15 protein-coding genes and 1 tRNA gene are annotated in these 18,856 nt (G+C 63.3%); 10 read left to right on the top strand and 6 right to left on the bottom strand.

Translation table 11 applies throughout. The features are described from left to right. Positions 1-187 precede the first annotated feature (187 nt). Complete coding sequence (locus AC3EML_RS17060) at positions 188-898, bottom strand: RlmE family RNA methyltransferase (RefSeq protein ID WP_488362072.1); 711 nt, start codon at positions 896-898, stop codon at positions 188-190. A 247-nt stretch (positions 899-1,145) separates the two neighbouring features. After that, entirely contained in the window at positions 1,146-2,489 is a 1,344-nt protein-coding gene (locus tag AC3EML_RS17055; protein ID WP_023724902.1) for a Ppx/GppA phosphatase family protein, read from the bottom strand. 348 nt (positions 2,490-2,837) lie between these two features. Here AC3EML_RS17055 and AC3EML_RS17050 point away from each other — a divergent pair, with 348 nt between their 5' ends. From AC3EML_RS17050 to AC3EML_RS17015, 8 genes are all read left to right on the top strand, one after another. Continuing rightward, positions 2,838-3,785: a lysylphosphatidylglycerol synthase domain-containing protein gene (locus AC3EML_RS17050; RefSeq protein ID WP_023747698.1), complete on the top strand. Its 948-nt coding sequence runs from the start codon at positions 2,838-2,840 to the stop codon at positions 3,783-3,785. Positions 3,786-3,932: 147 nt separating this feature from the next. Continuing rightward, a tRNA-Gln gene (locus AC3EML_RS17045) sits at positions 3,933-4,006 on the top strand. A 9-nt stretch (positions 4,007-4,015) separates the two neighbouring features. Further along, entirely contained in the window at positions 4,016-4,642 is a 627-nt protein-coding gene (locus AC3EML_RS17040; RefSeq protein ID WP_352520884.1) for a hypothetical protein, read from the top strand. 488 nt (positions 4,643-5,130) lie between these two features. After that, positions 5,131-5,538 (top strand): hypothetical protein, encoded by a 408-nt coding sequence (locus AC3EML_RS17035; RefSeq protein WP_352520885.1) that lies wholly within the window; start codon positions 5,131-5,133, stop codon positions 5,536-5,538. A gap of 598 nt (positions 5,539-6,136) precedes the next feature. Beyond that, entirely contained in the window at positions 6,137-9,478 is a 3,342-nt protein-coding gene (locus tag AC3EML_RS17030; RefSeq protein ID WP_352520886.1) for a M10 family metallopeptidase C-terminal domain-containing protein, read from the top strand. A gap of 72 nt (positions 9,479-9,550) precedes the next feature. Then, positions 9,551-9,973, top strand: a complete 423-nt coding sequence (locus tag AC3EML_RS17025; RefSeq protein ID WP_023682883.1) for a hypothetical protein — start codon at positions 9,551-9,553, stop codon at positions 9,971-9,973. Positions 9,974-10,008: 35 nt separating this feature from the next. Next, on the top strand, positions 10,009-11,745 hold the full coding sequence (locus AC3EML_RS17020; RefSeq protein ID WP_352520887.1) for a type I secretion system permease/ATPase: 1,737 nt from the start codon (positions 10,009-10,011) through the stop codon (positions 11,743-11,745). Further along, the gene (locus tag AC3EML_RS17015; protein ID WP_352520888.1) at positions 11,742-13,052 is read left to right on the top strand and encodes an HlyD family type I secretion periplasmic adaptor subunit; all 1,311 of its coding nucleotides are present in this window, start codon (positions 11,742-11,744) and stop codon (positions 13,050-13,052) included. Before AC3EML_RS17020 ends, AC3EML_RS17015 begins: the two co-directional genes overlap by 4 nt. 63 nt (positions 13,053-13,115) lie before the next feature. Here AC3EML_RS17015 and AC3EML_RS17010 read toward each other — a convergent pair whose 3' ends face one another. From AC3EML_RS17010 to AC3EML_RS17000, 3 genes are all read right to left on the bottom strand, one after another. Continuing rightward, a complete protein-coding gene (locus AC3EML_RS17010) occupies positions 13,116-14,549 on the bottom strand; it encodes an aldehyde dehydrogenase family protein (RefSeq protein WP_352520889.1) in 1,434 nt (477 codons plus the stop codon). A gap of 122 nt (positions 14,550-14,671) precedes the next feature. Continuing rightward, the gene (locus AC3EML_RS17005) at positions 14,672-15,055 is read right to left on the bottom strand and encodes an ACT domain-containing protein (RefSeq protein WP_023689667.1); all 384 of its coding nucleotides are present in this window, start codon (positions 15,053-15,055) and stop codon (positions 14,672-14,674) included. 13 nt (positions 15,056-15,068) lie between these two features. Then, entirely contained in the window at positions 15,069-15,539 is a 471-nt protein-coding gene (locus AC3EML_RS17000; RefSeq protein WP_352520890.1) for a GNAT family N-acetyltransferase, read from the bottom strand. A gap of 394 nt (positions 15,540-15,933) precedes the next feature. Here AC3EML_RS17000 and AC3EML_RS16995 point away from each other — a divergent pair, with 394 nt between their 5' ends. After that, positions 15,934-16,968: a YeiH family protein gene (locus AC3EML_RS16995; protein WP_488505404.1), complete on the top strand. Its 1,035-nt coding sequence runs from the start codon at positions 15,934-15,936 to the stop codon at positions 16,966-16,968. Here the strand turns inward: AC3EML_RS16995 and AC3EML_RS16990 are convergent. Next, positions 16,965-17,462 carry a GAF domain-containing protein gene (locus AC3EML_RS16990; protein WP_023689662.1) on the bottom strand — a complete coding sequence of 166 codons (498 nt, stop codon included), beginning with the start codon at positions 17,460-17,462 and terminating at the stop codon, positions 16,965-16,967. The genes AC3EML_RS16995 and AC3EML_RS16990 overlap by 4 nt on opposite strands. A 183-nt stretch (positions 17,463-17,645) precedes the next feature. Between AC3EML_RS16990 and AC3EML_RS16985 the strand changes: the two genes are divergently transcribed. Further along, positions 17,646-18,542, top strand: a complete 897-nt coding sequence (locus tag AC3EML_RS16985) for a GlxA family transcriptional regulator (RefSeq protein WP_245270993.1) — start codon at positions 17,646-17,648, stop codon at positions 18,540-18,542. Positions 18,543-18,856 lie beyond the last annotated feature (314 nt).

The following is an 18,856-nucleotide window of genomic DNA, read 5'->3' as shown; positions in this document are numbered from 1 at the left end:
TTCACACCCCCCCCTCTGGCCTGCCGGCCATCTCCCCCGCAAGGGGGGAGATCGGATATCACGCGGCTTTCGCCAATCTTGCAACTTTGAAGGAACGGCGAGGCGGGGGCGGTCGCAACTGCCAATCTCCCCCCTTGCGGGGGAGATGTCCGGCAGGACAGAGGGACGGAACGCTACGAAGCGTCTTTCACGCCGTGCCGTCTCTGCCCTTAAAATCCTTCGCCAGCAGATACAACTCCACCGACTCATCGCGCGACGCCGGCGGCTTGACGTGATGCACTGAGCGGAAGTTCTTCTTGAGCATCGACAGCAGCTCGTTCTCCGCGCCGCCCTGAAACGTCTTGGCCAGAAAGTGCCCGCCCGGCTTCAGCACCGACAGCGCGAAATCGGCGGCCACTTCGCACAGATGCATGGTGCGGATGTGGTCGGTTCGCTTGTGGCCGGTGGTCGGCGCCGCCATGTCGGACAGCACGACATCGGGGTCGCCGCCCAGCGCTTCGGCGAGCTTTTGCGGCGCCTCGGGGTTAAGGAAGTCCATCAGCAGCACCGGCGCGCCGGGCACGGCGGGCATTTCGAGATAGTCGATGCCGATGACATGCGGATTTTCTGCCGTCGACTTGGTCCTCGCGGCCGCCACCTGGCACCAGCCGCCGGGGGCCGCACCGAGGTCGATGACCTTCATGCCGGGTTTCAGCAGATGATGCTTGTCGTCGATCTCGATCAGCTTGTAAGCCGCGCGCGAGCGATAGCCATCGGCCTTGGAGCGCTGAACGTAGGGATCGTTGATGTGGCGTTGCAGCCAGCGGCGCGACAATTCTTTCAGGCCCGACTTCTTCTTGATCCGCGTTTTGAGGACACGAATGCTGGCGGAGCCCGGCTTTTCCGGCTTCTTGGTCATGACTTTTTTTCTTGTTTGAGTTTTTGCACTCGCCGAGTTGCCGCCGTTTTTCGGCGGCTTCGCGTTTCGCGAAGGGCTTCCCCCACTCCGTCGCCGCTTCGCGGCGCCACCTCTCCCCCCTCCGGAGGGAGAGGAAAGGCGCTGGTCTGCATAAGTTCGCGCCCTTCCTCTACCCCGTCGATCGGGGGAGAGGTGTCGAGCGAAGCTCGACGGAGTGGGGGTCGACCGTTCACCAAAGCAATGCGGATCATGCTCGGCCCCGCCCACTGTTGCGCCAGACGCCGTCATCGGCCATCAGCTCGCTCAAAATGCCTTCGCGTAAGCCCCGGTCGGCGACGCGCAGCCGCTCCGACGGCCACACCGCACGGATGGCTTCCAGGATAGCACAGCCGGCCAGCACCAGGTCGGCACGGTCGGCGCCGATGCAAGGGTTAGCGCAGCGCTGCTGGAAATCCCAGCCGACCAGTTTTTCGACCATGCGGTCGACGCTGTCGCGGTCCATCCACAGCCCATCGACGCGGCGGCGGTCGTAGCGTTCGAGATCGAGATGGACGCCGGCCAGCGTCGTCACCGTGCCGGATGTGCCCAGCAGATGGAATTTCGGACTGGCCAGCACATGGCTCAGCCGGTCGCGGCCGTCGAAGGCTTTCAGCCGCACCGCGACGTCGTCGACCATGGCGGCAAAGATCTCGCGCGTCACCGTGCGGCCGCCAAAGCGTTCGGCCAGAGAGACGACGCCGACCGGCAGCGAGGTCCACGACACGATGTGGTTGGCCAGCCGCGGCGAGCGCTGGCCGGTGAGGTCGATCAGCGCGATTTCGGACGAGCCACCGCCAATGTCGAACAGCACCACGCCTTGCGTGTCGCGCTCGACCAGCGAGCCGCAGCCGGATACAGCAAGCCGCGCCTCGGTTTGGCGATCGATGATTTCCAACTTCAACCCCGCCTCTCGTTCGACGCGCTGCAGGAATTCGACGCCATTATCGGCGGTGCGGCAAGCCTCGGTGGCGATCAGCCGGGCTTTCCTGATCTTGCGGTTGCGCAATTTGTCGCCGCAGATTTTCAGCGCCTCGACGGCGCGGTCCATCGCCGCCTGGCTAAGGTGCCCATTGGCGGTCAGCCCCTCGCCCAGCCTGACGATGCGCGAGAAGGCGTCGATGACGCGGAACTGGCCATGGCGTTGCGGCACCGCGACCAGCAGCCGGCAATTGTTGGTGCCGAGATCGAGCGCGGCAAACACCGGCAGTTCCTGCATCGGCGGCCGATGCATGGGCTGTTCCGGTCGGGGTTGTGGGGCCGAGGGCAAAGGCACCGGCGCTGGAGCGGCCGGGCCGACGGCGGCCGGCGCACCGACCGCTGCGGCCGTTGCGAGAGGGCTGTCGTCGCGCGCAAAAACCTTGCGCCCACGCCGGCGCTTGCGCCGCTTTCTCGCCTTGCCGCGCTGATGCTGGGCGTCGCCGGCCTGTCCGTTGCCGGACTGGGGCCCCGCCTGACGGGGCCGCCCGGCGGATGGGCTTGGCCCGCCTGACGGCGGCGAAGCCCTGGACACGCCCACTTCCGGCGCGCCAGCGCCGGTGTCGTGGTCTTCCACTTCAGTTCCTTCCGGCGCCGCGCGAACCGGAAAACCGGACGCAGCAGGCGCTTCAATCTTTTAAGTTGCCGCCAGAGTAGCAGCGCCGGACCGGATCACCAAGAGCAAGGGCTCAATTTTTGCCGGCTGCGTCCTGCCAGATCCCCGCTGCTTTGCAGCGTCCCGGCGTTCGCTAGCCTTTCATCTTGCCACTGGCACGGCGAATTCGCCGTTGGCGAACCGGCTGCTCACCCTTGCCGGTTGAATAGCCGGCTTCAATGAGGCATTTCTGAAATGAGGGGGAATTGTGAATCGCGGACGTTTTAACGCCCGCCTGGGCGATGGGCAGCAACACATGACGACAACTGCATGAATTGGGGGGCCACGAATTGGAAGCGCTATCTGTGGCCGGTCATCGGTGTCGCGGCGGTCATCGGGTCGCTGTTGTTGCTGTGGCATGAACTGCGCGGCATCTCGATCGACGATGTCTGGGACGGCATATCCGCCATCCCGACGCGCGGTTGGATGCTTGCGGCACTGAGCTCGGTGGTCGCCTATGCCTCGCTCGCAGGCTACGACCACATCGCGCTCTTGCATATCGGCAGACGAGTGTCGTGGCTGTTCGTCACCTTCTGCTCCTTCACCACCTACGCGCTGTCGCACAATATCGGCGGCTCGGTGTTTTCGGGCGCCGTGATCCGCTACCGCGCCTACGGCACCAGGGGGCTGACCGGCCAGGATGTCGGCATTCTGGTGGCGATCTGCTGGATCACCTTCGTGCTCTCCAGCATTCTGGTCGGCGGCCTGGTGCTGGTTTTCGAGCCTGCAATCATCGACCGCTTTTCCGGCGCCCCGCACCACGGCCTGGCGATCGCCGCCGGCATCGCTTTGCTGATCCTGGTCGGCGCCTACATCTTCGGCAGCTGGCTGCATCTGAAGCCGCTGAAAATCGCCGGCTTCCAGTTGCACTACCCGGCGCTGCCGATCGTGGCGCGGCAATTGCTGATCGGCCCGATCGAGCTTCTGGCGGCGGCGGCGATCATCTTCTTTGCCCTGCCCGTTGCCGGCAATCCCGGCTATTTCGTCATCCTCGGCGTGTTCCTGGTGTCGTTCTCGGTTGCGCAGATCTCGCACGCGCCGGGCGGGCTCGGCGTGTTCGAGGTCGTGTTCCTCGCCGGACTGTCTGATATGGACCCGGTCGGCGTGCTGGCGGCACTTCTGGTGTTCCGGCTGTTCTACCTGATCATCCCGCTGCTGATCGCGCTCGGCGTGGTGCTGTTCTTCGAGCATTCGCAATACAGCCGGACAGAGAGCTGAGGATCATTGGGTGCGGCGCGCCACCCGGGCGTAATTGCCCCTATGAAACGCTGTGATTGAAACGCAGCTTAGGCTTGACTATTTTCCGGCGGCGGCTACAAGGCACGCGCGGCTGCTTCGGCGGCCCACCAGCGCGACAGCGCCTGCTGGGGAATAGGTTAACGGTAGACCCACGGACTCTGACTCCGTTAGTCCTGGTTCGAATCCAGGTTCCCCAGCCAAGGCACGTCATGCCCACTGACAGCCAGTACATCCTCGAAAGCATCCGCCAAGGATGCGTGGAGTTGTCCGACGACGAGTTCGTCATCGACAGGCTGGTCAAATATGTCGGCAATGGCAGGATCCGCTGGCATGTCGAATTGCGTAGGCACCGCATCGAACTGACGACCGGCCAGATCAAGAAGCAGCCGACCTTTCGCAGGAAAATCCTCGAACAGGCTGGCGTGCTGCCGCCGCAGCGTACCGGGGCCGACTACCGGCGATGGGCTCTCGATCTGAGGCGGAACGCCATCGAGCTTCCCTGGCGGGACAGGCCGGTCGATGCCGGTTTTGCCATCGACAGGCTGACCAGCCACGGCGATGGGCGCTGGACGGTGGAATACCAGGGCAAGGCGATAAAATTCACGACGACCAAACTGCGCAGGCAGCTCAGCTTCCGTAAACGCATGCTGGCCAAAGCCAAGGTGCTGCCGCCCGAACTGGCCCCAGCCGCTTATCGAAAGTGGATGGACTGGCTTATTCAAAACGCCACTGAGGCGGCACCACAGGCCGGCGAAATCTTGATGACGGAGAAAAGCTGGCTGGACGACCTGCCGGAGCTGGCCGGCTGGGAAGATGAAGCGCCACCCGAGAATTGATCGGGTTCCAATGATCATGAAATCGAGCGATGCTTCTCCGGAACTGCGCGATTGGGCAGCGGACGTTCTGGGAATACAGACCGATATCCAAATGCCGGCCAAAACCGCCCAGCGGTAACCCTCCCGCCAGGCCTGATATTCCCGCGGCAGGAATTTGGTCGCCGCCGAAGTCAGCGGCCGGCGCCGCTCATCAAGAGATTGCCTGAGGAGGCGCCGGCCAGGCGGGCATTGGGGTACCCGCCGACGCTACATTAGCATTCACGCATAGATTTGGTATGGCGCGAACGCGGAAGTGCCTTCACAGCAGCATTACCGCAATTTTTCCCAAGGGAACCCGCAACGGTGCAAGGGTTGGAACGCCCAGCGTTTCGGCGCGGCTTGCCTGGAGACAATCATGGCGACGTTTCTTACCGCTCTCGCATCCGAAGGTCCGCCAGCCGACCGGGCGAAAGACATGGACCTGTATGGATGGTTGATCGGCAGTTGGGATGGAGACGCTCCACCACCGCAACGACGGCACAATTCAGAAATGGGATGGCGAGTGTCACTTTGGTTGGGTGCTCGAAGGCCGCGCCATTCAGGACATCTGGATCAGGCCCAGGCGCCCTGCCCCGTCCACCATGTATGGCACGACCTTGCGCGTCTTCGATCCCGGGATCGGTGGCTGGCACATTATCTGGAGCGATCCGCTCAACCAGGATTACTCGCGCCAGATCGGGCGGGCCGAAGGCAAGGACATCGTCCAGATGGGCGCCGACTCGCGCGGCCTGCAGGCGCGGTGGCGGTTCACCGAGATCACCGCCGACAGCTTTCACTGGATCGGCGAGGAGAGACGCGCGGAGAGCGACCCCTGGCGCGTGACCTATGAACATTTCGCCCGCCGGGCGGGTTTCTGAAGCACGCCTGCGCGTTCCGCCCTCGTGCCCTTGCGCAACGCTCGATCATTTTCCCAACCGGCGCGATAACCCTCGTCCCGGTCGACGCCCCCGGCGAGAGCACGAAGGCGGTGGTCCCGCCGCCTGCCCCGCCCGCGAAAGGCAACAGCGCGCATACCGGCGTTTGAGCGAAAGACGGAAGCTTACTCCGCCGCTTTCGTAGCCTGCGATGCCCCTGATCGAGAGGAAATCCTCGAGCCTGTATCCGGCGTATTCGGCCGTTGCCGGATTGCTTTGCGCCGCCCGACCGGCAGCCTGCGCCAGCCGGGATGGTTGATGCAGACATTGTGGTGCGCATGGCGGGCGAGGTACGACCATAGATTAGCGATAGCTCAATTAACACCAAACGAGTATCTCAAAACCCGCCGGTACAAGCGCGCCCAAGAACCTTCATATGTACTGAGCGCGAACAGAGGCTAGACAAGCGAAGATTCCAATAGCATTGTTGGCACTGGGACGGGGCTCGACCGGCAAGCGCAAACGATGCTTGTCGGTGGTTGGCAACTGCTAAACCCTACAGCCGTAATTGCCACGGCTGCGAGACCAAGGAGTCCCAAGGATGCCGAACCCAAACCAAACCAGCGATCAATGGTGGGTCAACGACCAGACGCCGGACAACCCGTACGGCAAAAGCGAAGATTACGGGGCCTTCCTCACCTACCTTGGAGCGCTGGACCGGTCGATAACGCCGGCGATCGCGGCGGGAACGCTGAGGATCAATGTCTCCGAGCTCAATGACCATCCCGAATACAAGGCCGCCGCGATCGGCGCCTTGCAGATGTGGGCCAGTGTCACCCCTTTGAAGTTCGAAATCGTCGACAATGCACCATACAACAGCGCAACGGACTGGATGCAGGTTGTCAGCCCCGAACTGGGCGAAGAGGACGATGGCAGCGCCTATTCCAACGACCGCTATGTCAGCATCGGCCAGCGTTTCCACGACACCGAGGTCAACAAGACGGATATTGGCGGCTATGTCTTCGATTCCTTCATCCATGAATTCGGTCATGAGTTCGGGCTGAACCACCCCGGGCTCTACAATTACAGCGGCCCCGGCGGCGTACAGATCAATTATCTGAACAATGCGACCTGGACCTACGACCGTCAGCAATACAGCGTCATGTCCTATTTCGACGGGATCGATGTCGGTGAAACCAGCCGCTGGTCGGCGTCAACGCCGATGATGGCCGACATCGAGGCGGTCATCCGCCGCTTTTTCTCCACCGTCGACGAGAACGGCGTGCGCACCTATCAGCATATCGATCTCAACACGGGCGACAACGTCTACGGCTTCGGCAGTGCCGTGGACGGCTACCGGCTGACCTCCTCGGGCATGCAGCACGATATCGGTTTCGTCATCCATGACACCGGCGGAACCGACACGATAGACTTCTCCGGCTCGACGGCCGGCACGATCCTCGATTTGCGCGCCGGACAGTTCTCCAGCGTCAACGGCCACAGCAACAATGTGTCGATCTTTGCCGGGCACAACGCCGATGGCACCGATTATTACATCGAGAACGGCATCGGCAGCAGCTATGATGACGTCCTGATCGGCAACGACGGAGCCAACGTGCTGGATGGCCGCGGCGGCGGCGACCGCATGGCCGGCAATGGCGGCGACGACACCTACTTCGTCGATTCTCTCGACGACATCGTGCGCGAGGAAGCGAATGGCGGGAATGACACGGTCGTTCTGCTGAACCGGAACTTGAATATCCGGAAAATCGCCAACGTCGAACACATCATCTACGCCGACGAGTCGACACTCCAGCCTGGAGACGGCGGCACCGAAACCGCACCGACCATCGGCGACAACACGATGACCAGCGTCATCTTCGGCGACAATGGGAACAATACGCTCGACGGCGGCGCCGGCGACGACACGATCTTCGGCCAAGGCGGCGATGATCTCATCATCGGCGGCCGCGACTCGCTCGCCAGCCGCGACATCAACAACACCATCGATGTCGCCGACCTTCCAGACCAGACCGAGAGCGACGACGGCAATGACACGCTCTATGGCGGCCGCGGCAACGATACGATCCTCGGCGGCCAGGGCAACGACATCCTCGACGGCGGCGACGGCGACGATACGCTGAGCGGCCAGGATGGCGTCGATATATTCAGGGGCGGCGCCGGCGTCGACACGGTCGACTTCAGCAAGGAGAGCCCCTTCCAACTGCTCGTCAACCTCGAGACGAACGTGGCCAGCGGCGGAACCGCCACGGGCGACACATTCTACAGCATCGAGAACCTGATCGGCTCCGATGACCGCATCGACCGTTTCATCGGTACGTCGGCGGCAAATCATTTCTGGGGCCGGGGCGGCGGCGACTATTTCAACGGCGGCGGCGGCAACGACATACTGGATGGCGGCAATGACGGCGACATCCTGTACGGTGAAGCCGGCAACGACACGATCATCGGCGGCGCCGGCCAGGACTATCTGGATGGCGGCGCCGGCATCGATACGGTCGTCTACGAAGGCAGCTCCGCCGGCGTGACGATCGACCTCGCCAATGGCACGGCCAATGGCGGCGACGGCGATGGCCCGGTGCAGATCGTCGGGCGCGGCACCGTTATCCGGCACGACATCCTGGTCGGCTTCGAAAACGCCGTCGGGTCGTTCTTCGACGACCATCTCATCGGCAACGCCCAGGCCAACAAACTTTCCGGCGGCGCCGGCAACGACACGCTGACCGGCGGTGGCGGCGCCGATATATTGAATGGCGGCGCCGGCAGCGACACGGCGGACTACGCCGACGCGGCCAGCGGGCAAAACCTCAAGCTGGGTGGCGGCAAATCCGGCGGCGACACCTATATCTCGATCGAAAATCTGGCTGGCTCGGGCTTCAACGATCACCTGACCGGCGATGGCGCGGCCAATGTGCTGACCGGCCAGGGCGGCGCCGACAAGATCGACGGCGGCGGCGGCGATGACACCCTGCTCGGCGATTTCGCCTATCAGGGCGATGCTCCGCCACGCCCGGGCATGGGCACCGGCTACGCCACGCTCGGACCGGACGCGACCAACAATTCGGTCTCGACCGCCTTCGACATCTCGAACAACTTCTCGCTGACCGCCGACCCCGACATCTTCGATTCGACGACCACCCTTCACACCACCGTCAATGCCACCGGAAACGGCTTGGGCGGATATTACAGCATCAACCTGGCGGCCGGCACGATCATCACCATCGACATCGATGGCATTGCCGACCCCAATGTCCATGACAGCATCGTCAGGGTGCTGGACAGCGATGGCAATATCGTCGCCCAGAACGACGATGGCGGCAACGACCCCGGCTCCAACAACGGCCGCGATTCGAGCACCAGCTTCATCGTTCAGGAAACCGGAACCTACTATATTGTGGAGGGCGAATGGTCGGACTCGGCTCCTGGCGATGGCTGGGTCGAATCCGTGCCGGAGGGCTCGACTTACAAGCTGAACGTGTCGGTCGAATTCCCGCCGGCACCAGCTCAGCCGGGCGTTGCGGGCGCCGATACGCTCAACGGCGGCGGCGGCAGCGACCTTTTGGATGGCGGGCTGGCTGCCGATACGCTGACCGGCGGCGCCGGCGACGACTATTTCCGCTTCTCGACAGAACTCGGGAACGGCAACATCGACTGGATCAAGGACTTCAAGGTCGCCGACGATACGATCCTGCTGGACAACCTCATCTTTGCCAGCGTTGGCGGCGACGGCGCCCTCGCCCTGGGCTCATTCTACAAGAGCGCAGCCGGCGCTGCTCATGATGCCGACGACCGCATCATCTACGACACCGACAGTGGAATATTGTCTTACGACGCCGATGGTTCCGGACAGGGAGCAGCCGTACAGTTTGCACACCTGAACACAAATCTGGACCTTTCGGCTGCAGACTTCATCGTCATCTAACGCGTTGCCGGGAGGGGTGCCGTCAGGCTCCCCTCCCGCATACCCCAGCGCAGTGAAAAGGGAGAGGACGCGATGACCGACCGCCGCACAGTGTTAATGGCCGCCGGAGTTGCGGCAGTCGCCGCGGCCACCGGGGCAGCGGCAGCGCAATCGCCAGATATTCGCGCGCCAGATATTCGCGCAACAGATATTCGCGGCGCCGTCACCTTTGTGGGGGGCAAGGCTATCCCGGAAGGTCATCTCGAGATCTATCTTGAGGATCCCGCCATTCAGGACAGTGGGCGACGCCGCGCCGCCAAAACCAGCCTCAAGAGCGAGGGCGGCTCAAAGACCATAGAATTTTCCTTGCCCCTGCCCGCAAGCTCGACCGCTTCACCAACACTGCAGGTCGTTGCGCGCCTGGAGCGTGCGGACGGCTGGCTGGTGGCGCGGGGCAGCGCGCAGTTCCAGGCCGGCTTGCCCGTCCATGTCACACTCAAGGCAGTTATCTATTGAAGGGACGAGATGCCATATCCTGATTGCGAGCCTGCATGCAGCTGACGCCATCGACGCCGCTTACGCTGGTCGGAATCCTGGCGTCCTTTCGACGTGCGTTTTCGGGCATCGTCCTGATGAGCGGGGTCGTCAACGTGCTGACCCTGACCGGCTCGTTCTTCATGTTGCAAGTCTATGACCGCGTCGTTCCGGGTCGCAGCGTGCCGACGCTGGTCGGCCTGGCGGTGCTTGCGGGAACATTGTTCGTGTTTCAGGGAGTGCTGGAGCTGATCCGCTCTCGCCTCATGGTGCGGCTGGGACAGGGGTTGGACGCAAAGCTGAGCCCGTCGGTCTATTCGGCGCTGATGCGCCTGCCGCTGCGCGCCAAGCCTTCCGGCGACGGGCTGCAACCCCTACGGGATCTCGATCAGGTCCGCTCCTTTATCGGCAGTGCCGGACCGACCGCTTTGTTCGACCTGCCATGGATGCCGCTCTATATCGGCATCTGTTTCATTTTTCATTTCTGGATCGGCGTTACCGCGCTTGCCGGCGCCGTTGTCCTGTTTGCACTGACGCTTCTGGCCGAATTCCGGACCCGCGGCCCGACAAGGATCGCCGGACAGCACGCGGCCGTCCGCAGCACGTTGGCCGAGGCGACAAGGCGCAATGCCGAAGCCATGCAGGCCATGGGTTTTGGCGGGCGTATCGCCGAGCGGTGGTCTGCCGTCAATGCCGAGTACCTGAACGCCCATGCGGCAGCCAGCGATGTCGCGGGAACGCTTGGCACGATTTCCAAGATCCTGCGGTTGATGCTGCAATCGGCAATGCTGGCGATCGGCGCTTATCTGGTCATCAAGCAAGAGGCGACCGGCGGCATCATGATCGCAAGCTCGATCATGATGGGCAGGGCGCTGGCTCCGATCGAACTGGCGATAGCGCATTGGAAGGGTTTCATTTCGGCGCGGCAAAGCTGGGCACGCCTGAAGCAGCTTCTGTCCGCGCTGCCGGAAGGCGCAACCGGCGTGACCCTGCCCGCGCCTGTCAGCGCGCTGGCGGTCGAGAATGTCAGTGTGGCGCCGCCGGGCGAACGCACGCCGGTGGTGTGGGATGCAAGTTTTTCACTGGCCAGGGGAGCAGGCCTGGGGGTCATCGGCCCGAGTGCTTCCGGCAAATCGTCGCTGGTGCGTACGCTTGCAGGTGTCTGGCTGCCGGCGCGCGGCGCCGTGCGGCTGGACGGCGCGACGCTTGACCAGTGGCCGGCCGACGAGCTGGGTAAACATATCGGCTATCTGCCGCAGGATGTGCAGTTGTTCGACGGCACGATTGCGCAGAACATCGCCCGCTTCGACCCGGATGCGTCGTCCGACATGGTGCTTGCGGCAGCCAAGGCCGCCGGCGTGCATGATCTTGTCGTGCATCTGGCCGACGGTTACGACACAAAGGTTGGCGAAGCCGGCGCCTCGCTCTCGGCGGGGCAACGCCAGCGTGTCGCGCTGGCGCGCTCTCTTTATGGCGATCCGTTCCTGGTCATCCTGGACGAGCCGAATTCCAATCTCGATTCAGAGGGTGAAGTGGCCTTGTCCGCCGCCATCCAGGGCATCAGGGACCGCGGCGGCATCGTTATCGTCGTCGCGCACCGATCCAGTGTCCTGGCCAATGTCGACACCGTGCTGGTGATGGCCAATGGCCATGTGCAGGCCTTCGGTCCGAAGGACGAGGTGCTGAACAAGGTCTTCCGATCGGCAGCGCCGCTCAAGGTCGTTGCCGTCACGGAGCGAGGCGTTCCGGCATGAGCGAGGACAGAAGCGCTTTGCATCACCGGCAGGTCCGCCGCTATCTCGTGGCTGGCGTTGCTACCTGTCTGCTGCTTGTCGGAGGTGTTGGCGGCCTGGCGGCGGTGACCAAGATGTCGGGTGCGGTGATCGCAGCTGGCCGGCTGGTGGTCGATTCCAATGTAAAGAAGGTTCAGCATCCGACGGGCGGCGTGGTCGGCGAGATCAGGGTGCGTGAAGGCGACCGGGTCAAGGCGGGCGATATTCTGGTGCGGCTGGACGAGACGACAACGCGCGCCAATCTGGCGATCGTCTCAAAAGGTCTGGATGAGTTTTATGCACGGTTGGCGCGCCTGGAGGCGGAGCGTGACGGCAAGGACACGATCAGCTTTCCGGACGTTTTGACATCGCGGCGCCACGAAGCCGGTGTCGCCGCATCGATGGCCGGAGAACAATCGCTGTTCGATTTCCGGCACCAGGCGCGGTCTGGCCAGCGATCGCAATTGCGCGAACGGATCGCGCAGTTGACGCAGGAGAGTGCCGGCCTGACCGAGCAGCTGCAGGCGAAACGCCGCGAGATCGAGCTGATCCAGATCGAGCTGGAAGGCGTGCGGTCGCTCTGGCATCGCAAGCTGATAGGGATCGACCGCATGACGTCGCTGGAACGGGACGCGGTGCGGCTCGAAGGCGAGCATGGCCAGTTGACCGCGGGAATAGCCCAGGTGAAAGGCAAGGCGTCCGAGATCGAACTGCAGATCATCCAGATCGACCAGGATCTTCGCAGCGAGGTCGCGACCGATTTACGCGATACCCAGGGAAAGATCTCCGAGTTCGTCGAACGCAAGGTAGCGGCCGAGGACCAGTTGAAGCGCATCGATCTGCGCAGCCCGCAGGATGGCGTGGTGCTGCAGTTGGCGGTGCATACGATCGGCGGCGTCATCACCCCCGGGGAACAGGTGATGCAGATCGTACCGGTGACGGACGACCTGACCGTTGAAGCGCATATCGCACCGCAGGATATCGACCAGGTGACGATGGGCCAGAATGCGATTTTGCGCCTGTCGGCGTTCAATCGGCAAACCACGCCGGAGCTGACCGGGACGCTGTCGCGGATCTCGGCCGATCTCACCATCGAAGAGCGTACCGGAGCAGCCTTCTATGTGGCGCGGGTGACGCTGCCCAAAACCGAGGTCGCCAAGCTGCGCGGGCTGGCGCTGGCGCCAGGCATGCCGGCCGAAGTGTTCTTCCCGACCGGCGACCGGACGATGCTTTCCTATCTGGTGAAGCCGCTGTCGGATCAGATCCAGAAAGCTTTCCGGGAAGAGTGAAGCCGCACGTTTGAGAGCTGAAGCCTTGGGACCGGCTGGTTGCCGGTCCCCAAGGGGTAGCCCCTACTCCGCTGCCTCATACCCCGCGATGCCCTTGATCTCGAGGAAATCCTCCAGCCCGTATTCGGCGTATTCGCGGCCGTTGCCGGATTGCTTGTAGCCGCCGAATGGCAGGCCGGCGTCCCATTGCGGATAGTTGATGTAGACGTTGCCGGTGCGCATGCGGGCGGCGACTTCGCGGGCCTTCTCGATATCCTTGGCCTGGATGTAGGAGGCCAGGCCATAGACGGTGTCGTTGGCGGTGCCGATCGCCTCTTCCACTGTGTCGTAAGGCATGATCGCCAGCACCGGTCCGAAGATTTCCTCGCGTGCGATGCGCATGTCTGATGTGACATCGCCGAACACGGTGGGGCGGATGTAATAGCCGCGGTTGAGCTCGGCCGGACGGCCCGGTCCACCCGTGACCAGCGTGGCGCCTTCATCGATACCGGCCTGGATCAGGTCCTGGATCTTGTCGTACTGGATCTGGCTGACCACCGGGCCGAGCTTGGTGCCTGCCGCATCGGCCGGGCCGACGGTCAATTTTTCGGCCGCCGTCTTGGCGTAGCCGGTCGCCTCGTCATGGCGGTCGCGCGGCACGAACATGCGGGTCGGCGCGTTGCAGGACTGGCCCGAGTTGCTGAAGCAGCCGGCGACGCCCTTGCTGACGGCCTTTTCAAGATCGACATCGGGAAACAGGATGTTGGCCGACTTGCCGCCAAGCTCCTGATGCACGCGCTTGACCGTGTCGGCGGCCGCCTTGGCGACCAGGATGCCGGCGCGGGTCGACCCGGTGAACGACATCATGTCGACATCGGGATGGCTGGACAGCGCCTGGCCGACGCCCGGGCCGTCGCCATTGACGAGGTTGAAGACGCCCTTGGGAACGCCTGCCTCGTCGATGATTTCGGCAAAGATGATGGCGTCGAGCGGCGCGATCTCGGACGGCTTCAGCACCATGGTGCAGCCGGCGGCGAGCGCAGGACCGACCTTGCAGGTGATCTGGTTCAGCGGCCAGTTCCACGGCGTGATCAGGCCGACGACGCCGATCGGCTCCTTGACGATGAGCGACGAGCCCTTGACGTGGCGGAATTCGAACGACTTCAGCACCTCGGCCATCTTCTGCAGATGTGCCAGGCCAATGCCGACCTGGCTGTCGAGTGCCATCTGACGCGGCGCGCCCATCTCGCGCGATACGGCCAGCGCCAGATCGGCGCTGCGCTTCTTGTAGACCTCGATTATGCGGGTGAGGATATCGAGGCGCTCCTCGACCGAAGTGAAGCCGAATGTCTCGAAGGCGCGCTTGGCGGCCGCAACCGCCTTGTCGACATCGGCCTTTGAGCCGAGCGAAATCTGCGCGAAAGCATCTTCGTTTGACGGATCGATGACGTCGAGTGTGCTGGGCACGACAGGATCGACCCACACGCCGTCAATATAGAACTGCAGATTGTGTGACATGGGCTTCTCCTCGGGGGATTTCTGAATTGATGGGGGGCGATCGCCAGATCGTCGTATCGGTTCAGGGATAACGATGGGGCAAGAGCGATGTCAAACGCAAGGGCGGGCGATTGAGCCGACGGCTACAGAAGCGTGTGCCCCGCCGCGACCAGAAGCCCCCTTGCCGCGGCTTGATCCTTGGCTTTGACGAGCAGATGGTCGCCATCGAAGGTGGATACCAGAAAAATGCCGAGTTCGTTTTCCGACAATGGCTTTATCACCGACAGCACGATGCCGGTTTCGTCGAAGGCAAAGGGACCTTGGAGTTTCAGGGCGACCCAGTCCCTGTCATGCTTCACCCCGTCCGGCACCCGATCCTGCAGGCAGACGACCGAAAGCTCGTCGTCGGTCCTGGTAATGCTGACGAAGCCCGGCCCGTCCGCCCAGCCGGGAATGCTGTCTTTTGCTTCGAGGCGCGAGACCGCATACCGCCCCGAGAGCGGCTTCAACCGGACCCTGACTGCCATCCGATCCTCCCTGTTATCGGCCATCACCCAGTTTCTTGCTCATATAGACCGTCATGCCGTCCATGAACGGCTCCTCCCGGTCGATCGTATAGCCATGCCGTTTGTACAACAATACATTGGCCTCGAAGGCGCCATTGGTCAGCAGGCGCAGTTCGAAGCGGCCGGCCTCACGCCCCTTCTGCTCCGCCCGTTCAAGCAACAGCCGGCCGATGCCCCTGCCCTGCGCCTCTGGCGCGACGCAGACATTCTCGATCCAGAGATGATCGTAGGCCAGGATGGTCTCGATCATGCCGACGATGCGGCCATTTTCGATGGCGAGATCGAACGGATGTTCGGCGAACGCCTTGTCATAGTCGGCGCGCATCGGCAGCGGCTCGCGGCCGATCAGAGGCACCCATTTGGCATAGGCGGCACGCACAATGTCCTTGATGGCGGCAGCGTCCGCCGGTTGGGCCGGCCGAAACAGGATGGAAGAATTGGACATGGCAAAGGCTCCAGACATGAAAACCCCGCCGGCAGACGTCGCGGGCGGGGCTGGAACGAACGAACCGATTTAGTGTGCCGGTCTTTGTCGTCGCGCCTTGCCGCTCCGCACTGTGCAGAGGCGACGTCGCTGGGCGATGGCGAGCGAGAAAATGGACATGACGCCACGCTGGAGTGCAAGACGCAGAGCGTCAAGCTGCATAACCGAGCCAGTCATTACGTTTGCATGGCACAGGCAAGATTGAAGGCATTGCCGACTGTTCGCAAAAATCGATCATTCCAACAAGAACAATTCGTTGGAAAGATTGATTCTGGAATGACATTCTCCTGAGGTACTTGCCTGGAGAATTGCATTGTCTTCCGCCGCCCAGCTAGCGAACGATATTCCGATCAGCATGATTTCCGCCGACCTGGCCGTGGGCCGGAAGCGGCTCGATTCCATGTGGAATGGCGTCATCCCCGGGACCGTGCTGGTGGCGATGATCACGGGGGTGGCCTTCTCGGCCCATAATGTCTCCGGCTTCGCGCTGTTCAGCCCGATGATCCTCGCCGTCGTCGCCGGCATGATCTATTCCAACGTGCTCGGCACCCCCGCCCACGCCAAGGCCGGCATTGCCTTCTCGCAGAAGCGCCTGCTGCGCTTTGCCGTCGTGCTGCTCGGCTTCCAGCTGACGCTTGGCCAGGTCGCCTCCATCGGCGCGGGCGGCGTCGGCATCGTGGCAGCCACCCTTGGCGCCACCTTCGTCTTCACCATCACGCTTGGCCGGCTGCTCGGCGTCGACGCCAAGCTGGCGCAGCTGATTGCCGCAGGCACCTCGATCTGCGGCGCTTCGGCGATCGTTGCCACCAACATCGTCACCGATGCGCGCGACGAGGACGTCACTTATGCCGTCGCCTCGATAACGCTGTTCGGCACCGTCGCCATGCTCGGCTTTCCGCTGCTGGCGCCGGTGCTCGGCCTCGACCAGCACGCATTCGGCCTGTGGGCCGGCGCCTCGATCCACGAGGTGGCGCAGGTCATCGGCGCCGGCTTCCAGAACGGCGCCCAGTCCGGCGAAATCGCCACCGTCGCCAAGCTGACCCGCGTCGCCATGCTGGCGCCGATGGTGATCGCGCTCGGCCTGATGACGCGCCGCAAGAGCAATGGCGATCGCCCAAGCGACCAATCCGGTGCGCGGCCGCCGATGCCGTGGTTCGTCGCCGCTTTCATCGCCGTCGTGGCGCTGAACAGCCTGGTTGCCGTGCCGGCCGAAGTGAAGTCGGCCATGGCGTTCGCCACCACCATCATGCTGACCATGGGGCTCGCCGCCATGGGTCTGCAGGCCAACATTTCGCAGCTGCGCTCGCGCGGCCTTCGCCCGCTGGCGCTCGCCTCCTGCGCCTTCCTGTTCATCGGCTGCTTCAGCCTGATGCTGGTGAAGTTCGCTTAATCCTCGAACGAACTCGCCGCGACATAGATCGCGGCAAGCGCCTCGATGCCGGCCTGGTCGTCCTTGTCGAAGCGGCCGGGCGTCGGGCTGTCGAGGTCGATCAGGCCGAAGACGCCGTCATTGTCCCTCAGCAGCACGACGAGTTCCGAGCGCGAGTCGGCGTCGCAAGCGATGTGGCCGGCAAATTCATGCACATCCTTGACCAGCATCGACATTTCGAGATCGATGGCGGTGCCGCACACGCCCTTGCCGACGGCGATGCGCACGCAGGCCGGCTTGCCCTGGAACGGTCCAAGCACCAGCTCCTCGTCCGACGCCAGGAAATAGAAGCCGGCCCAGTTGAGATCGGGCACCATCTGGAAGATCAGCGCCGATGTGTTGGCGGCGTTAGCGACGGAGTCGCTCTCGCCTTCCAGCAGCGCCTTCAACTGGGTGGCCAGTTCGCGGTAGAAGGCCGGCTTGTCGGTGCTGTCGATGGTCTGGGCCGCAAACATGGCGTCGTCTCCATTGCCGGCGGGCCAAAAAGCCCGTTACATTTCCTGTCTGCCACCAATGACGCTCCCAGGAAATACACAATTGTGAATACCGACCGTGCCAGCCAAACACACGACCGGGCGCAACCCGCAGCGAGCGAAGGTCCCCTCACCTTCGCTGTGCTGGTCTTTCCCGGCTTTCCGATGATGGCGTTCAGTTCGGTGATCGAGCCGCTGCGCGCCGCCAATGTGCTGGCCAAGCGCGATTGTTACCGCTGGGTGATCGTCGGCGCCGACCAGGGCACGGTCGAGGCGTCCAATGGGGTTGTCATACAACCGGGATTCTCAGCCTCGAGCGCACCGAAGGTCGACCGCATCGTCGTCTGCTCCGGCGGCAATGCGGACTTGCTTGTCGCGGACGATGCGGTTGCCTGGATCCGCAGGAGCCTGCGCGCCGGCGCCCATATCGGCGCGGTGGCCGACGCCGCCTTCTTCCTCGCCAGGGCCGGCTTGCTCGACGGCCATGCTTGCACCTTGCACTGGACCAGCCAGGCGGCCTTCACGGAGGCCTTCCCGGATATCGAGCTTCGGCGCGATCTCTATGTCATCGACCGCAAACGCTTCACCTCGGCCGGTGGCGTCGGCAGCCTCGACATGATGCTGGAGATCATCACCAACGATTATGGCGGCGAGCTCGCGGCGGGCGTTGCCGAATGGTTCGTGCACAGCCCCTTGCGTTCGAGCGTCGACCGCAAGCTGATGCCGCTCAGGCTGCGCACCGGCGTCCAGAACGAACTGGTGCTGTCGGCCATTGCCATCATGGAGGATGCGGTGGAAGAGCGGCTTGGCATGACGGAACTGGCGGCCCGTCTCGGGGTCTCCTCCGACAAGTTGGAGCGCAATTTCCGCGCCCAGCTCAGCATTTCGCCCAATGGATATTACCGGCGGCTCCGGCTGCGGCGCGCCGCCGACCTGTTGGCCCATTCGACGCTGATGGTGCGAGACGTGGCGCTGGCCTGCGGCTTCGCGTCCATGTCAAGTTTTGCCCGAGCGTTTCGCGAGGAGCATGGGCACGCGCCGAAGGCGATGCGGCGGCATTAGAGGGCGCTGCGCGCTAACGCGGTGAGATGCTGGCGGGACAGCGCCCCCCTCTGTCCTGCCGGACATCTCCCCCACACGGGCGGAGATCAGATGTCGCCTCGGCTTTCGCCAATCACCAACGTTGCAGGGCGAGCGGGACGCGAAAGCTGCTAATCTCCCTCCTTGTGGGGGAGATGTCCGGCAGGACAGAGGGGGCGCGAAGGATCGCTACATTGCCCTTTGTATCCATGCCCTTCTTGCGGCATTTCGCACGACATCTGCGGATTCTCGCACAGACATTTTTCGGCGCATGGCTATGGTCTAGCCCTTCAGGA

Source organism: Mesorhizobium sp. P170090 (assembly GCF_057786115.1).
This window is presented reverse-complemented; position numbering and strand designations above follow the sequence as displayed.

Bases quoted from the DNA above. Each gene is read 5' to 3' on its own strand.
- AC3EML_RS17005 (WP_023689667.1), bottom strand. From the start codon at position 15,055: ATGGCAGTCAGGGTCCGGTTGAAGCCGCTCTCGGGGCGGTATGCGGTC.
- AC3EML_RS17010 (WP_352520889.1), bottom strand. From the start codon at position 14,549: ATGTCACACAATCTGCAGTTCTATATTGACGGCGTGTGGGTCGATCCT.
- AC3EML_RS17025 (WP_023682883.1), top strand. From the start codon at position 9,551: ATGACCGACCGCCGCACAGTGTTAATGGCCGCCGGAGTTGCGGCAGTC.
- AC3EML_RS17040 (WP_352520884.1), top strand. From the start codon at position 4,016: ATGCCCACTGACAGCCAGTACATCCTCGAAAGCATCCGCCAAGGATGC.
- AC3EML_RS17000 (WP_352520890.1), bottom strand. From the start codon at position 15,539: ATGTCCAATTCTTCCATCCTGTTTCGGCCGGCCCAACCGGCGGACGCT.
- AC3EML_RS16985 (WP_245270993.1), top strand. From the start codon at position 17,646: ATGATGGCGTTCAGTTCGGTGATCGAGCCGCTGCGCGCCGCCAATGTG.
- AC3EML_RS16995 (WP_488505404.1), top strand. From the start codon at position 15,934: ATGATTTCCGCCGACCTGGCCGTGGGCCGGAAGCGGCTCGATTCCATG.
- AC3EML_RS17060 (WP_488362072.1), bottom strand. From the start codon at position 898: ATGACCAAGAAGCCGGAAAAGCCGGGCTCCGCCAGCATTCGTGTCCTC.
- AC3EML_RS17020 (WP_352520887.1), top strand. From the start codon at position 10,009: ATGCAGCTGACGCCATCGACGCCGCTTACGCTGGTCGGAATCCTGGCG.
- AC3EML_RS17030 (WP_352520886.1), top strand. From the start codon at position 6,137: ATGCCGAACCCAAACCAAACCAGCGATCAATGGTGGGTCAACGACCAG.
- AC3EML_RS17015 (WP_352520888.1), top strand. From the start codon at position 11,742: ATGAGCGAGGACAGAAGCGCTTTGCATCACCGGCAGGTCCGCCGCTAT.
- AC3EML_RS17035 (WP_352520885.1), top strand. From the start codon at position 5,131: ATGGAGACGCTCCACCACCGCAACGACGGCACAATTCAGAAATGGGAT.
- AC3EML_RS16990 (WP_023689662.1), bottom strand. From the start codon at position 17,462: ATGTTTGCGGCCCAGACCATCGACAGCACCGACAAGCCGGCCTTCTAC.
- AC3EML_RS17050 (WP_023747698.1), top strand. From the start codon at position 2,838: ATGAATTGGGGGGCCACGAATTGGAAGCGCTATCTGTGGCCGGTCATC.